The 14,553-nt window shown below is 64.9% G+C and carries 12 protein-coding genes and 1 tRNA gene; 4 read left to right on the forward strand and 9 right to left on the reverse strand.

The window, feature by feature from the left end; all coding sequences use genetic code 11:
• Positions 1 to 30: 30 nt before the first annotated feature.
• A complete protein-coding gene (locus tag GJV26_RS05260) occupies positions 31 to 474 on the forward strand; it encodes an Rrf2 family transcriptional regulator (protein WP_155707907.1) in 444 nt (147 codons plus the stop codon).
• Positions 475 to 611: 137 nt separating this feature from the next.
• Here the strand turns inward: GJV26_RS05260 and GJV26_RS05265 are convergent, their stop codons facing one another.
• The 8 genes from GJV26_RS05265 to GJV26_RS05300 all read right to left on the reverse strand — a co-directional run bounded on the left by GJV26_RS05265 (position 612) and on the right by GJV26_RS05300 (position 9,671).
• Positions 612 to 1,106, reverse strand: a complete 495-nt coding sequence (locus tag GJV26_RS05265) for an FxDxF family PEP-CTERM protein (RefSeq protein ID WP_229419179.1) — start codon at positions 1,104 to 1,106, stop codon at positions 612 to 614.
• Positions 1,107 to 1,336: 230 nt separating this feature from the next.
• Positions 1,337 to 3,058 carry an SEC-C metal-binding domain-containing protein gene (locus GJV26_RS05270; protein ID WP_155707908.1) on the reverse strand — a complete coding sequence of 574 codons (1,722 nt, stop codon included), beginning with the start codon at positions 3,056 to 3,058 and terminating at the stop codon, positions 1,337 to 1,339.
• A 113-nt stretch (positions 3,059 to 3,171) separates the two neighbouring features.
• On the reverse strand, positions 3,172 to 3,483 hold the full coding sequence (locus GJV26_RS05275; RefSeq protein WP_155707909.1) for a hypothetical protein: 312 nt from the start codon (positions 3,481 to 3,483) through the stop codon (positions 3,172 to 3,174).
• A gap of 592 nt (positions 3,484 to 4,075) precedes the next feature.
• Positions 4,076 to 4,165 (reverse strand) — tRNA-Ser (locus GJV26_RS05280).
• Positions 4,166 to 4,219: 54 nt separating this feature from the next.
• A complete protein-coding gene (locus GJV26_RS05285) occupies positions 4,220 to 6,283 on the reverse strand; it encodes a putative bifunctional diguanylate cyclase/phosphodiesterase (RefSeq protein WP_155707910.1) in 2,064 nt (687 codons plus the stop codon).
• Positions 6,283 to 7,443 (reverse strand): HDOD domain-containing protein, encoded by a 1,161-nt coding sequence (locus GJV26_RS05290; RefSeq protein WP_155707911.1) that lies wholly within the window; start codon positions 7,441 to 7,443, stop codon positions 6,283 to 6,285. Before GJV26_RS05290 ends, GJV26_RS05285 begins: the two co-directional genes overlap by 1 nt.
• 232 nt (positions 7,444 to 7,675) lie before the next feature.
• Complete coding sequence (locus GJV26_RS05295) at positions 7,676 to 8,290, reverse strand: response regulator (RefSeq protein WP_229419180.1); 615 nt, start codon at positions 8,288 to 8,290, stop codon at positions 7,676 to 7,678.
• 1 nt (position 8,291) lies between these two features.
• Positions 8,292 to 9,671 carry a cache domain-containing protein gene (locus GJV26_RS05300; RefSeq protein WP_155707913.1) on the reverse strand — a complete coding sequence of 460 codons (1,380 nt, stop codon included), beginning with the start codon at positions 9,669 to 9,671 and terminating at the stop codon, positions 8,292 to 8,294.
• A 162-nt stretch (positions 9,672 to 9,833) separates the two neighbouring features.
• On the opposite strand from GJV26_RS05300, the gene GJV26_RS05305 reads away from it, so the two are divergent.
• The 3 genes from GJV26_RS05305 (at position 9,834) to GJV26_RS05315 (ending at position 13,844) form a co-directional block, all read left to right on the forward strand.
• Positions 9,834 to 11,891: a carbon starvation CstA family protein gene (locus GJV26_RS05305; RefSeq protein ID WP_155707914.1), complete on the forward strand. Its 2,058-nt coding sequence runs from the start codon at positions 9,834 to 9,836 to the stop codon at positions 11,889 to 11,891.
• Between the two features lie 16 nt (positions 11,892 to 11,907).
• Positions 11,908 to 12,108, forward strand: coding sequence for a YbdD/YjiX family protein (locus GJV26_RS05310; RefSeq protein WP_155707915.1), 201 nt, complete (start codon positions 11,908 to 11,910; stop codon positions 12,106 to 12,108).
• A 182-nt stretch (positions 12,109 to 12,290) separates the two neighbouring features.
• On the forward strand, positions 12,291 to 13,844 hold the full coding sequence (locus tag GJV26_RS05315) for a CocE/NonD family hydrolase (protein WP_155707916.1): 1,554 nt from the start codon (positions 12,291 to 12,293) through the stop codon (positions 13,842 to 13,844).
• Positions 13,845 to 14,122: 278 nt separating this feature from the next.
• On the opposite strand, the gene GJV26_RS05320 is transcribed toward GJV26_RS05315, so the two are convergent.
• Positions 14,123 to 14,440 carry a DUF3144 domain-containing protein gene (locus GJV26_RS05320; RefSeq protein ID WP_155707917.1) on the reverse strand — a complete coding sequence of 106 codons (318 nt, stop codon included), beginning with the start codon at positions 14,438 to 14,440 and terminating at the stop codon, positions 14,123 to 14,125.
• Between the last annotated feature and the right edge of the window lie 113 nt (positions 14,441 to 14,553).

Consider the following 14,553-nt stretch of genomic DNA (forward strand, 5'->3'; position numbering starts at 1 on the left):
ACGTTAGCGCGTGTTTGCTATGATCGCGGCATGAGACACGACAGCCGCCTTTCCCGCATGCTTCACGTACTGATCCATATGGACAGCCTCGACGCTCCCGCCACATCGGAAACGATTGCCGGGATGCTGAACACGAATCCCGTCGTGGTGCGGCGGACGATGGCGGGGCTGCGCGAACACGGGTATGTGCAGTCGGGCAAGGGCCATGGCGGGGGATGGGCCCTGGCGCGGCCGCTGGCCGAGGTCACGCTGCTCGATATTCACCATGCCTTGGGAGATCCGCCCGTGTTCGCACTGGGGACCACCGGCGAACACGCCGATTGCCTGGTGGAGCGGGCCGTCAACGCGGAACTGGGCGACGCGATGCGGGAGGCGGAGCGGCTGCTGCTGGAGCGGTTCGGACGGGTGACGCTGGCGGACCTGGCGAAGACCGTGAAGCTGCAGGCGGCGAAGGGGCGCGCGGCAGGCGGCTGATGCGCCGATGCAATGCGCAAGTCTGGCCGATTTGCACGTTACTGTGCACGCCGCATTGCACAGTGCCGTTTTACCGACGGACGAAAAAAAAAGACGCCGCGGCGTCTTTTTTCATCCAGCCTGAGAACCGCAGGCAATTATGCCTTGCGACGACGGGCCAGGAAGCCGACGACGCCCAGGCCACCCAGCAGCATGCCGTAGGTGGTTGGCTCAGGAACAGCCGAGGTCACGTCGATCGTGCCGGCGTAGCTGGCGATGTCGCCCGTTGCCTTGCCGGTGATGACCAGGGTCAGCGTGCCGTTGACTGGCAGGTCGGCGAAATCGATATCGGAGTACTTGGCACCGTTGGCCAGGTCCAGGGCCACGCCGTTCAGCGTTGCCGAGTAGAAGTCGATGTTGCTTTTCTTGTTTTGCACGTTGCGCACGAAGCCGGTTGCATCGGCGGACACGCCGCTGTAGCTGAACGTGAACGTATCGGTGAAGTTGCCGATGGTGTGGCTGGTGCCGAAGTCGGCGGTCCAGTTGTCGGCGCCGGCTTCCAGGACGATCGTTGGCGACGTGTAGTCGACAGCCATCGCGCTGCCGAAGGAGGTGCTCAGGATTGCTGCCAGAATCAGGGATTGCAGTTTCATTTGTTTTCTCTCATGCTAGATTTGTTGTCGAGCTGCCAATGTAATTCAGGGCACGTCTGCTTGTCAACAGTTTATTATAAGTTCCTTAAGAAAAATAATATTTTCTCTTGCAAGCGACGGAATTTTTCCCGATAGCAATGCAATATGCGGCTTTATTTCCATAGGGAATCAACTGAATAGACGAGGCGGCCCGGCTACCTGCATGGCTGTTCATGCGGCAGCGTGACGATTTAACGCGACAGGATCCTGTTGACCGGGCACGGGCACTTCTTTGCCTTCTTGCCGCTGCCACAGGGACAGAGCTCGTTGCGACCGACCTTCGCCACCGTGACGCGCTGTGCGACAGGCTCGGGAACAGCGGGCCGCACGTCGATCGCGGCACGCGGCGCCGGAGCACCCATGCCCGAGGCGAGCTCGCGCATCAAGCGCTGTTCCGCCGGCAGCCCGGTATGCCTGACACGCAACAGTTCATTCCTCACATCGATCCAGCGGCCGATGCGCTGCCCCCGGTCCGGGTAGGGCTTGCGCTCTTCGTCGAACATGAAACGCGCCAGCAGGAAATCCGTGGCCAGCTCGTCCGGCAGGCTGGCATGCGCCGCTTCCAGCCGCGCGATCGCGCCGGGCGCCATGGTCAGGCAACGCTGCGTTACTTTTTCGTTGTTCTCGGCCAGGGCCCGTTCGTAGGCATGCTGGATCATGACGGCGGCATCCATCCATTGCCGCAGGTCGTTCTTCTGCATGTAGAGCTCGGCCAGATCGAGGTGCGCCATGGTGACGGTGCGGGTCGCATCCTTCAGCAGGCGTTCGACCTCTTCCTGGGTTCCCGCCATCTCGCCACTCAGGATGCTCTTCGCAACCACATACTGCGCAGTGCTCAAGCCGGCGTCGCTGGCCCGCCGCAGCCATTTCGATGCCTCAGCCTGGTCCGGCTCGGTGCCCTCCCCGCGCGCCATCGCGAACGCCACTTCGTACTGCGCCGATGGATAGCCGGCGTCCGCCGCCCGCAACGCGAGCTTGAACGCCGCGTGCGGGTCCGGCGCCACGCCCAGGCCCGAGCGCCAGATCTCGGCCAGCAGCGTCAGGGCCATCGGATGGTCTTCCGCCGCTGCGCGCTCCAGGTATTGCCGCGCCCGCGCGTAATCGACAGGGTTGTCGTGCAGGCCGAACATCGCATCGCGGCCACACCAGGCGAGCGCGTCGATATCATCGTCGCTGGCCGCCAGGGCAATCAGGTGTCGCCCGAATGCCATCATGCTCTCGCCACGCTGCCCTTCGGACAGCGCGAGGCCGTACTTGTAGCGCGCTGCCGGATGCCCCGCGTCGCTGGCATAGCGCAGCAGATCCAGCACGCGATCCTCCGTCCCCCGGGTCGCGACCTCGAGCGCAAGCAGTTGCGCATCCGCGTCCGGCTGTGCCTTTGCGTGCGCGATCTGCGCCGAGAGCTGCGCCTGCAGGGTCAGCGCGACCAGGTATTGGTCGGGCGCACTATTTTCGATGACCGCGCGGAAACAGGCTTCGGACAGCACATACGGGTCCTCGTCGGCGATCTCATAGCGTGGCAGCGCCGCACCCACATGCCGCACCTGAAATGCCGTCTCGAGCAGTTCCAGTACGACGTCGAGCGCCTGGCCCGCAAGGCCCCTGAATTGCGTGGCGTCGACCATGCCCGCCTCGGGATGCGCAGCCTGGTTGCCCCACCTGCGCAACTGGTCGAGCCGGTGCCGTGTTCCGGGATTGATGCTGTGCGCCCTGCCCAGCTCGCGGATCTTGTCGTCGAGGCCCACGGGCCAGTCTCCCGCGGCGTCGGTGCGCAGGATGTCGCAGCACAGACTGGCCAGCGACCTGGCTGCGATCAGCGTATTGCGGGGAAATTGATGGCGGCTGCGCTTTGCTTCGGCGTACAGCACCCTGACAGGTTCCGAGACACGCCGTGCGAAATCAAGATCGTTCATGGTGGGATTTTAACGCCGGCGAGTGCGGCGGTCTGGAAAAGTTGCCCGGAATATCGTGGCGCCGCGTGTCGAACCATTGAATCCAGTCAAGACGGGACTGCTTCAAAAGCCGATCATTCACAGGCGATCGTCTCCATCGAATCGTCCCGCCTGCGCAATGCCGGCAATGCAACAGCAGACACATAAATTTCTTGACTCCAATACTGGCCGCGCCATACTGATGCACTCATAATGATTTTATTTGGAAATAAAAAATGCTTTCCATTAAGTCGATTCTGCATGCCCTGGTGCCGATCGCGGCGCGATCCACCGAGCGTGCGAAACCTGTGGTTCACCAGTGGGTGATGTCGACTCACGAATGGGACCAGCGCAGGACATGCATCGTCTGCGGTCGCATCGAACAGTTGGACGTCGGCGGCGGCCATGACAGTTCGAGCTGGTATTACATTACCCAAGGCTCCAGCACGGCGCATGGTACGCCCGGCGCTGCGGGACCTGAACGCCCGGGAGCGCCTGCTGCGGATGATTCCAGATAGGCTGCGAATCGTCTGAGCGTGCGGGTTGCGAAGGTGGTTTGCGCTACGTTTGGTTTTCTTGAAATCCACAGCATAACGGCGACAGCAAGCCTGGTTCTTGCACTGTGCGAGCGTCACAGCCGATACCTTCCTGCGGCTTCTCGATGCTTTCGTACGCGTTTGCGGGACCTGGATTTTTCTGGAAATGGCGCGATACGCTTCGCCGCGCAGCTCGGAGCGCTGGCCGCCGCCGGCAAGCCGGCGGCGGCCAGCGCATTGAACGGAGTGAAGAGCGCGCCCTCGGCGCGCCAGGCCGTTGGGAAGGCATTGCCCGCAAAGCGGGAAATGACTTCCCGACGACAGATGGGCGATTCGGAGAGCCCCGCGCTGGTAGGCGCGTTGGTCTTCGAATCTCACGCGGAGAGTGCGCAGGCACTCTCCTCGCTTCCGCCACGAAATAAAAAAAAGCCGCCCTGAGGGGGCGGCGTTCTTTTTTATTTCCTGGCGGAAGCGGTGAGATTCGAACTCACGAACGGCTCACACCGTCGGCAGTTTTCAAGACTGCTGCCTTCAACCACTCGGCCACGCTTCCTTCTATCCCCCAGCCACATGACGCAAGCTGGAAGTGCCCCGCATTATACAGAAATCATTCCCCACCGCCAGAGCGCGCTGTGGAAACCGCCCAGCCCTTCTCCCGCAACGTGCGCTCGAAGTCCAGCGGCGGCAATGGCCGCGAGAACAGGTAGCCCTGCACCTCGTTGCAGCCGGACCGCTGCAGGAACGCCAGCTGCTCGGTGGTTTCCACGCCCTCCGCGATCACGCGCAGCGCCAGCTGGTTGGCGATGCTGATGATCGTGCTGGCGATGGCGCAGTCGTTGGTGTCCGATGGAATGCCGGTGGTGAACGAGCGGTCGATCTTCAGGGTGTCGATCGGGAACCGCTTCAGGTACGAGAGGCTCGAATATCCGGTGCCGAAGTCGTCGAGCGAAAGTGTCACGCCCAGCGCGGACACGCGGTCCATGATGGCGATCACGCGGTCGATGTTGTGCATCAGCGTGCTCTCGGTGATTTCCAGCTCCAGCCAGGCCGGTTCCAGGTCGTAGCGCCGCAGCGTGTCCTGCACGCGGTGCGGCAGCGTGGCGGTGAATTCGCGGGCGGAGACGTTCACGGCCAGCCGGATCGGCGCGAGGCCGGCGCGCTTCCAGGCCTGCGCCTGGGCGCACACGGCTTCGAGCACCCATTCGCCCACCTGCACCACCAGGCCGGTGGCTTCGGCCAGCGGAATGAAGTCGCCGGGCGGGATCAGGCCGTGCTCGGGGTGCTTCCAGCGCACCAGCGCTTCGGCGCCGATGATGCGGCCTTCGTCGATCGAGAATTTCGGCTGGTAGTGCAGCAGCAGCTGGCCGCTGCCGAGGGCTTCGCGCAGGCCCGATTCGATGCGCATGCGCTCGTGCATGCCGGCGTTCATGTCCTCGCTGTAGAACGCCACGCCATCCACCTCGGCGCCCTGCTTGGCGCGGTACATGGCGATGTCGGCCTGGCGCAGCAGGGTTTCGGCATCCAGGCCGTCCTGCGGGTAGACGCTGATGCCGATCGCGGCGCCCACGCGCAGATCGTGGCCGTCGATGCGGAACGGCTGCGCCAGCGATGCCATCAGCTTTTGCGCCACCATGCCGGCTTCGTAATGCTGGGAGACTTCGAACAGCCCCACCGCGAATTCGTCGCCGTTCAGGCGCGCCACCACGTCCTGCTCGCGCAGCACCAGGCGAAAACGCTGGGCCACCTCGCGCAGCAGCTGGTCGCCGGCCACCCGGCCCAGCGTGTCGTTGATCAGCTTGAAGCGGTTCAGGTCGACGAACAGTACGCAGCCATGCGTCTTGTGCCGCTGGCCCACCGCCACGGCATGATCCACCAGTTTCGTGAACAGCGTGCGGTTCGGCAGGCCGGTCAGCGCGTCGTAGTAGGCCAGGTGGTGGATGCGCTCCTCGGCCTGCTTGCGCTCGGTGATATCGGTCAGGAAGGCGACCAGGCCGCTCGAATTGTCGTTCGCGTCGAACAGCGGCGACAGCGACAGGCTGGCCCAGAACACTTCGCCGGATTTCTTCTTGCGCCGCACTTCCATCAGGCGCCCGCCCTGCTGCAGGAACGGGTCGTGGAAGGTGGGGTCCTCGTCGTCGTACAGGAACAGGATGTTGCGGCCGATCGCTTCCACCGAGGTGTAGCCGAACAGGCGCTCCGCGCCCTTGTTCCAGCTCGTGATGAAGCCATGCTGGTCCATCGTGACCACCGATTCGTGGATCTGGTCGAGGATCTGCGCCTGGTGCTGCAGCAGCGCTTCCACCTGGGCATAGGCATGGGTGGAGCGCTGCGCCAGCGAGTGCACCTGCAGCACGCTGGCCGCCAGGGCGGCCAGGCTTTCCAGGTGCCGGCGTTCCGTCGCGCCGTTGCCGCCGCCGGCCACCTCGAAGCACCCGAAACGGTTGCCGTCGTGCGCCACTTCCTGCACCAGGGCACCCGGTGGCGCCAGCGCCGCGGGTGCGGCGTCCGCCGGCACGTAGCGGGCCCACGGACTATGCGTCACTTCGCCGGCGATGCGGCCCAGTTCGGCGGAGAGCGCCGGGCCCCGCAGGCGCAGCACGGCGTCGCACAGGGCGGCGCTGCTGTCGAGAAAATCACCGGCAGGATAGACGGAGGGCGGGTGCAGCGACATCAAATGGTCCTGCTCACCTGGATCGCCCAGTGCCAGCCCTGCAGCTGGCTGTGCCAGAACTGCTCGTTCGTCAGGCCCAGCGCGGCGATGCGGGCCGGGTCGGGAACCGGCTGCTCCACCAGCGCCAGCATGTCGCCCAGCGGGCCGCTGCGGTCGAGCAGCGCGCCGACGACTTCCAGGTCGAGCGTGAGGGCCGCCACGATCTCCGCCATCGGCATGGCCAGCAGTTCGTCCAGCAGCGCGAATACACCCACCACGAAGGCCATGTCCTGCCGGTCACGGTCGCCGCCGAGCAGCTTACACAGCGCTTCCATCTGCCCTGCGCGCCGTGCCGCTTCGGGCAGCAGCAGGTTGGGCGTGCCGTCGTGCTGCGGCCGCGCGTACAGCAGCAGCTGCAGCCAGCGCTGCAGCTGGCGCCGGCCCAGCACGTTGATCGCCTGGCCGAAATGGTGGATCGGGTTGGTGAAGCCGAAGGCCGCGGAGTTGACGAGCTTGAGCAGGTGATAGCTCAGCGCCGGGTCTTGCTTGAGCAGGGTTTCCAGCTCGCGCGAGTCGGCGTCCTGTGCCAGCAGGCCCAGCAGCGAGAGCAGGCGCTTGCGCGAAGTGCCGTCGCCGGCGTCGGGGGCGCGGCGCCGCGAATATGCGCCGCTGAACCAGTCCATGCCGGCTTCGCGGCAGGCGGCGTAGCGGGCGGCGTCGTCCACGTCGTGGGCCCAGTACGGGCCTGGCAAACTCAGCAACGAGAGCGTGGATGGCAGGCCATTGCCGCCATGGGCGATGCCGCGGATCGACGCCTGCGAGGCATGAATGCCCGCCTCGCCTTCCACCAGCAACCGGTAACCCTGCTCGGCCAGCACGCCGCAATGCTTGCGCACGGCGGCATCCTGCAGCACGGCGGCGGGCACGTGCAGCACGATCCGGGTGGCCGGCAGCGGTGCCGCCGGCGCCGCGGGCGTTGCGTCGATGCTCAGCGGATCGGCCAGCGAAACGATGCAGTCGAGGGGCGCCAGCGCGGCCTGCCAATCCGGCCGGGCGAGCAGCGCCAGCAGGGCTGCGCAGGGGGTGGATGCGTGTGGATGGACCGCCAGGGCGGTCCACTGATGCCTGGCGTCGGCTACGGCTTCCAGTCCCAGCACGGGGAACAGGTCGGGTTCGGACATCGTTTTCTCGGTGCAGTTATGCGCAGTGGTGATTACAGGATTAACGGACAAAAACCCTAATTGCGCAGGGCAACACGTAAAATATTTCTTGTCGGATATTTCATAAGGGCAAAAGATGCACTCAGGAATATATCAGAAAATCATTACCCTACCCGTAGCGCACAATAGAGTGTTCCTATATGCATCACCTACTGTTCAATACAAACAACATTAAATTGTGACTTTAAAGCGATTAAATGTCACGTGCATGCTGCACTGCAAACTTGATCAGCCCGGCCTGCCCTTCGATGCCCAGTTTGCGCTTGATGTTCAGGCGATGCGTTTCCACGGTGCGCACCGACAGGTCGAGTTCGCGCGCGATCTGCTTGTTCGACTCGCCGTTGGCGATGTGGCGCAGTACCTGCTGTTCGCGCACCGTCAATTCTTCCTGCGACGGCGCACGCACCAGTTGCCGGGCCAGCGCGGCGCTGTAGTAGATGCCGCCGGACATCACGGTTTCGATCGCCACCACGATATCCTTGCCCGGCGCATCCTTCAGCACGTAGCCGCGGGCACCTGCGCCCATGGCCTGCGACACGTATTCCTGCTTGTCGTGCATCGACAGCACCAGTACGGCGATACCGGGAAACCGCGCGCGGAAGGCCGCCGTCGCCTCGATGCCATTGGTGCCGCGCATGTTGATGTCCATCAGCACAAGCGCCGGCGCATGTACGCTTGCCGCTTCCAGCGCCTCGGCGGCGCTGCCCGCTTCCGCCACCACCTCGAAGCCCGGCACGGCTTCGAGCCGCGCGCGCAGGCCGTCCCGCACCAGCGGGTGGTCGTCCACCAGCAGTATCCTGATCGTCATCTCAAGTTCCATAGTCGATATGCGCCCGCACCGTGGTGCCGGCCGGAGAGGATTCCAGCACCAGCCGGCCGCCGATCGCCTCCATCCGTTCCATCATGTTGCGCAGGCCGATGCCGCGTTTCGGGTGCTGGGCAATGTCGGCCGGGTCGAAGCCCACGCCGTCGTCGCCTACCGACAGCGTCACGCCGTGCGCGCCGCCGGTCAGCGCGATGGCAATCTCGCTGGCCTGCGCGTGGCGCTCGATGTTCGTCAGCGCTTCCTGGGCGATCCGGAACAGTACCGTGTTCGCCATTTCCGGCAGCCGCCCCGTGTTGCCTTCGGCGGCGAGGCGCACCGGCATGCCGCTGCTGTGCTGGAACTCCTCGGCCAGGTGCGCCAGCGCCGGGGCCAGGCCGATATCGTCCAGCACCGCCGGGCGCAGGTTGTGCGAGATGCGGCGCACCTCGCCCAGCACCTTGTTCAACTGTTCGGCGGTGTGCTCGAACACGGCCAGGGCCTTCTGTTGCTGTTCGCTTTGCTGGACAGCCAGGCCGGGCTGGCCGGAAAGCCGCTCGATGCCCGCCTCGATCTGCAGCTTGATCGACACCAGCCACTGGCTGATGCCGTCGTGCAGGTCGCGCGACAGGCGCGCCCGCTCCTCTTCCTGCGATTCCACCACGCGCTGCGCCAGCGCCTTGAGCTTGGCGTCGGCCACGCGCGATTCGGAAACGTTCAGCGCCAGCCCGGAAAATCCCACGGCCAGCGCGGAGAGGATCGCGATCGCCGCGATCCACAGCATGGTGTTCTGGATATTGCCGCGCTGCTGCGCGTCGATCCTGGCCAGCGCGCGCTCCACGTCGTCCAGGTAGATGCCGGTGCCGAGCATCCAGCCCCACCGCTCCAGCGGCACAACGTAGCCCAGCTTGGCCGACTCCTGCCGGGTGGAGGGCTTGACCCACTGGTAGCGTTCCAGCCCGCCGCCCGCCCTGGCGCGCGCCAGCAGCCGCACCAGCGTGGGGTTGCCGGCGCTGTCGCGCATCGCGTACAGGTTGCGGCCCACCAGCTCCGGCTGGCGCGGGTGCATCAGGCTGTTGCCGGCCATGTCATAGACGAAGAAATAACCGTCGTCGCCGAAACTGAGCGAGGCGAGGATGCGCTTGGCCTCGGCCAGCGTGGCGGCATCGGTGCGGCCGGATTCATACAGGCTGGCGATGGAGTGGGAGGCCAGCGTCACGTAGTGCTTCAGTTCCGCCTCCTTGCTGGCCCGGTAGGCCTGCTCGATGGCGGCTTTCTGCTGCGTGGCCAGCAGCGCGGACTGTTGCCACACCGCCAGCGCGATCGCGCACAGGGCCAGGATCAGCGGCGTGATCGCGAGGAAGATGACTTTCTGGCGCAGTTTCATGGCGCGATTGTACGTTGCGCACCCCCCGCGGCTTCTAAGTAATACTACGCAGCGCATCTGCGTAGAAGTGCTCTTGTGATAGATATGCAATTGATGAATACTTAATATAAGCTTAGCGCGGAACCAACACCGTGACTCGGCACCACACTCTGGAGGAAACACATGAATCCCGTTTTGAAGAAATTCGGCTGGGCGGCGCTTGCGCTGGCCGGCGCAGGTGCATTGGGCGTGGTCGCACTGCAGCGCGGCGAACCGATCAGCGCCATCTGGATCGTCATCGCCGCCGTTTGCGTCTACCTGATCGCTTACCGCTTCTACAGCCTGTACATCGCGCGCGATGTGATGCAGCTCGACGCCCGCCGCATGACGCCGGCATACAAGCACAACGACGGCCTCGATTACGTCCCCACCAACAAGAACGTGCTGTTCGGGCACCACTTCGCCGCGATCGCCGGCGCCGGCCCGCTGGTCGGCCCGGTGCTGGCCGCGCAGATGGGCTACCTGCCGGGCATGCTATGGATCCTGGCCGGCGTGGTATTCGCCGGCGCCGTGCAGGATTTCATGGTGCTGTTCCTGTCGATGCGCCGCGACGGCCGCTCGCTGGGCGACCTGATCAAGTCCGAACTGGGTCCCATTCCCGGCAATATCGCGCTGCTCGGCACCTTCATGATCATGGTGATCATCCTGGCGGTGCTGGCGCTGATCGTCGTGAAGGCGCTCACCGGCTCGCCGTGGGGCTCGTTCACCGTGATGGCAACGATCCCGATCGCCATCTTCATGGGCCTGTACTCGCGCTATATCCGCGTGGGCCGCATCGGCGAGGTCTCGATCATCGGCTTCGTGCTGCTGATGCTGGCCATCGTCGGCGGCCAGTATGTACAGGAGCACGAGGCGCTGGCGCCGCTGTTCATGTTCACCGGCACCGAGCTGACCTGGATGCTGATCGGCTACGGCTTCATCGCTTCCGTGCTGCCCGTGTGGCTGCTGCTGGCGCCGCGCGACTACCTGTCGACCTTCCTGAAGATCGGCACCATCGTGGCGCTGGCGCTGGGCATCATCATCGTGGCGCCGACCCTGCAGATGCCGGCGGTGACGAAGTTCATCGACGGTACCGGCCCGGTCTGGTCCGGCAACCTGTTCCCGTTCCTGTTCATCACGATCGCCTGCGGCGCCGTTTCCGGCTTCCACGCGCTGATCTCTTCCGGCACCACGCCGAAGATGATCGAGAATGAAACGCACGCACGCTTCATCGGCTATGGCGCGATGCTGATGGAATCGTTCGTCGCCATCATGGCGCTGATCGCCGCTTCCACCATCGAGCCGGGCATTTATTTTGCGATGAACAGCCCGGCCGCGCTGATCGGCACCACCGCCGAATCGGCGGCGGCGGCGATTTCGCAGTGGGGCTTCTACGTGACGCCCGAAATGCTTACCCAGACCGCGAAGGATGTGGGCGAGCACACCATCATCTCGCGCGCCGGCGGTGCGCCGACACTGGCGGTGGGCATGGCGCACATCCTGTCCAACGTGATCGGCGGCAGGTCCATGATGGCGTTCTGGTACCACTTCGCGATCCTGTTCGAGGCGCTGTTCATCCTCACGGCGGTGGACGCCGGCACGCGCGCCGGCCGCTTCATGCTGCAGGACCTGCTGGGCGCCTTCGCCCCGGCGCTGAAGGAAACCAACAACGTGTTCGCCAGCCTGCTGGCCACCGGCCTGTGCGTGGCCGCGTGGGGTTACTTCCTGTACCAGGGCGTGGTCGATCCGCTGGGCGGCATCAACACGCTGTGGCCGCTGTTCGGCATCGCCAACCAGATGCTGGCCGGTATCGCGCTGATCCTCGCCACCGTGGTGCTGTTCAAGATGAAGCGCGCCCGCTATGCGTGGGTAACGATCGTGCCCACGATCTGGCTGCTGATCTGCACGCTGTACGCCGGCTGGCTGAAAGTGTTCGACGCGAATCCGAAGATCGGCTTCCTGGCCCACGCCGACAAGTACTCGGCGGCGCTGGACAAGGGTGAAATCCTGGCGCCGGCCAAGTCGCTCGACCAGATGGGGCAAGTGATCTTCAACGATTACATCAATGCCAGCCTGGCCGCGTTCTTCATGGTGGTGGTGCTGTCGGTACTGGTGTTCGGCGTGCGCATGGCGCTGCGCGCCAACGCCGCCGCCCATCCGAGCCACAGGGAGACGCCGGCGCAGCTGATGCCGGCGAAGTGACACATGCGAGGTCGCGATGTTCGATGAAATCGTCAAGGCCGGGCGCTACCTCGGCCAGAGCATGCGGCTGATGGTGGGCCTGCCGGAGTACGATACCTACGTGTCGCACTGCCAGGCCACCCATCCGGACCAGCCGGTGATGAGCTACGAGGAGTTCTTCAGGGAGCGCCAGGAAGCCCGCTACGGCGGTGCCGGCAAGCGCGGCGGCTGCTGCTGAAGCGCCCGAAGTAATATTCGCCGGTAGCGATCACCGGTAACGATCGCCGGTGACGATGGACGGCCCGGTCGCGCAAGCGGCCGGGCCGTTTGCGCTCGTGGCGGGCAGCCTCGTGACAATCCGAGAGACTTGCAGCGCCATAGCTCTTCTATACTGTTTCTTTGCTCCCCTTCCCTTCCGCCATGCGCCACGCCCTGTTTGCCCTGATCTTCTGCGCCGCGACCGCCGCGCAAGCCGCCGACACCTTTGTCTTCCCGCTCCCGCAGGGCCCCCATGCCGTGGGCCTGCAAGTGAAACAGCAGTACGACCGCTCGCGCGTGTACAGGACGCGCGTCTCGCTGGTCACCGGCAAGCCATCCAGCGGCGAACGGGCGCGGCCGATGCAGGTGCTGGTGTGGTATCCGGCGGCGCGCGGCGGCAAGCCCGTGACCTTCCGCGACTACTACGTCACCGCCGCCACCGAGGCGGACCTGACGCTCGACGCGGCCGCCGTGCGGCGCAAGACCGACACCCGGCTGGCCGAGCAGACGCAAGGCTGGCCGGTCGGCGCGCACGCGCTGGCGGCGCCGATGCGGGCGGTGCGCGATGCGCCGGCACAGGCGGGAAAATTCCCCGTCGTGATCTACGCGCCGAGCTTCAGCGCCACGGCGGCGGAGAATGCCGACCTGTGCGAGTACCTGGCCAGCCACGGCTACATCGTATTGTCCAGTGCCTCGCAGGGCGCACGACAGCGGTCGATGACGGCCGATATCGAAGGCGTGGAAACCCAGGCCGCCGACATCGCCTGGCTGGTCTCGCAGGCCGGCACCATGCCCAATGCGGATGCGGGGCGGCTGGCGGTGGCGGGCTTCAGCTGGGGCGGGCTGGCCAACGTGGTGGCCGCCGCGAAGGACGACCGCATCAAGGCTCTTGTAAGCCTGGATGGCTCGGTGCGCTACTTTCCGCAACTGGTCGATGGCGGCAAGGCCGCGATTCCTTACGTGACGCCGGCCCGGCTGGCGGTACCGATGCTGTATGTGGCACAGCGCCCCGCCTCGATCGAAGAACTGAGCCGGAAGGAGAAGAGCACGGATTTCAGCCTGCTGAACCGCATGACCTACGGCGACATGTATGTGATGACGATGCACCCGATGGCGCACCAGAATTTTGCCGCCGACGGGCTGCACCTGGCGCGCGACGCGCAATTCGACGAATACAGCCGCGACGAAGTCACGCAGGCCTATGGCTGGACGGCGCGCTACGTGCGCCAGTTCCTCGACGCCTACCTAAAGGACGACGCGGCGGCGCGCGCCTTCATGGCCAGCAAGCCTGCCGCGAACGGCGTGCCGAAGCACATGGCGTCGCTCGAGGCGCGGCGCGGCGGCGGCGTGCCGCCCACGCTGGAAAACTTTGTCGGGCAACTGGCCGCGCGCGGCTTCGACAAGGCAGCGGCGATCCACGAGGAGTTCAAGGCGCAAGGGGCCGGGTTCAAGCTCGAACCGCACGACATCAACGGCTGGGGCTACGAATTGCTGCGCGACGGGATGACGGAAGAATCGGTGGCCATCTTCCGCTTCGGCACGCAGCTGTACCCGAAGGACGCCAACCTGTACGACAGCCTTGGCGAAGCGCAGGCCAGGGCCGGCCAGCGCGAAGCGGCGATCGACAATTACCGGCGCTCGCTGGCGCTCGATCCGAAGAACGCCAACGCCGTCGAGCGGCTGAAGGCATTGGGCGCGCCGCCGGCCGCGCCTTGAACGGCGCCCGCATTACAAAACAGGGACGGTTCCTGATGCCGGTCGGTAACGCGATCTGGCGTTCGGGTTGTTAATATATCGGACTGCTGCGGCGAACCGACCTCCCAGGCGGGGGCACCGGTTTTCGCCGATACTTTGCCGGCTTCGGCGCTGAAAACCGGTGTCCGACACCGAAGAGCCGGTGTCCGACACCAGGCCGTCGACGCCGCAGGTTGCCTCGGGCACCCGCCATGTGATCGGTCTGTCCCTGCATTTCCACTATTTGAACGACTCCCGCGTTACCCCTGCGCGGCGCGCGGCAGGTAGCCGTCGAAATTTTCGATGTAGTCGTCCAGGTTCTGGCTGAGCATCTTCCGGTACTCCTCGGTGAAGTAGCGGATCGCTTCTTCCCTGTCGGCCTTCATCGTTGCGGCATCGCTGGCGCCGTTGGCCACGATGAAGGCGTTGAAGCGCGAGGCGGCGTACAGCAGCGAGGCGCTCACATTGCTGTTCGGCGCCTGGGTGCCCTGTTCGTTGGCCAGGTGGATGATCGCGTCCGCCCTCTCCCAGAAGGCGGCGTCGATGCCATTGCCGTTGCTGTTTCCATTCTCGCTCATGGTCTGCCTGTCTCCGGATCAAATGCCGAGTCTAGCTTGATAAGTATTCAACTGGCAATGCGGTATTTACAACAGGAAAATTAAGACCGGGAACGTAGAGCAAGCTCAAGGTG

Source organism: Pseudoduganella dura (genome assembly GCF_009727155.1).
Classification (GTDB): Bacteria; Pseudomonadota; Gammaproteobacteria; order Burkholderiales; family Burkholderiaceae_D; genus Rugamonas; species Rugamonas dura.

Bases quoted from the DNA above. Each gene is read 5' to 3' on its own strand.
- GJV26_RS05295 (WP_229419180.1), bottom strand. From the start codon at position 8,290: ATGACGATCAGGATACTGCTGGTGGACGACCACCCGCTGGTGCGGGAC.
- GJV26_RS05305 (WP_155707914.1), top strand. From the start codon at position 9,834: ATGAATCCCGTTTTGAAGAAATTCGGCTGGGCGGCGCTTGCGCTGGCC.
- GJV26_RS05315 (WP_155707916.1), top strand. From the start codon at position 12,291: ATGCGCCACGCCCTGTTTGCCCTGATCTTCTGCGCCGCGACCGCCGCG.
- GJV26_RS05275 (WP_155707909.1), bottom strand. From the start codon at position 3,483: ATGGCCGCCGCCGACGTCCAACTGTTCGATGCGACCGCAGACGATGCA.
- GJV26_RS05270 (WP_155707908.1), bottom strand. From the start codon at position 3,058: ATGAACGATCTTGATTTCGCACGGCGTGTCTCGGAACCTGTCAGGGTG.
- GJV26_RS05320 (WP_155707917.1), bottom strand. From the start codon at position 14,440: ATGAGCGAGAATGGAAACAGCAACGGCAATGGCATCGACGCCGCCTTC.
- GJV26_RS05265 (WP_229419179.1), bottom strand. From the start codon at position 1,106: ATGAAACTGCAATCCCTGATTCTGGCAGCAATCCTGAGCACCTCCTTC.
- GJV26_RS05290 (WP_155707911.1), bottom strand. From the start codon at position 7,443: ATGTCCGAACCCGACCTGTTCCCCGTGCTGGGACTGGAAGCCGTAGCC.
- GJV26_RS05310 (WP_155707915.1), top strand. From the start codon at position 11,908: ATGTTCGATGAAATCGTCAAGGCCGGGCGCTACCTCGGCCAGAGCATG.
- GJV26_RS05300 (WP_155707913.1), bottom strand. From the start codon at position 9,671: ATGAAACTGCGCCAGAAAGTCATCTTCCTCGCGATCACGCCGCTGATC.
- GJV26_RS05260 (WP_155707907.1), top strand. From the start codon at position 31: ATGAGACACGACAGCCGCCTTTCCCGCATGCTTCACGTACTGATCCAT.
- GJV26_RS05285 (WP_155707910.1), bottom strand. From the start codon at position 6,283: ATGTCGCTGCACCCGCCCTCCGTCTATCCTGCCGGTGATTTTCTCGAC.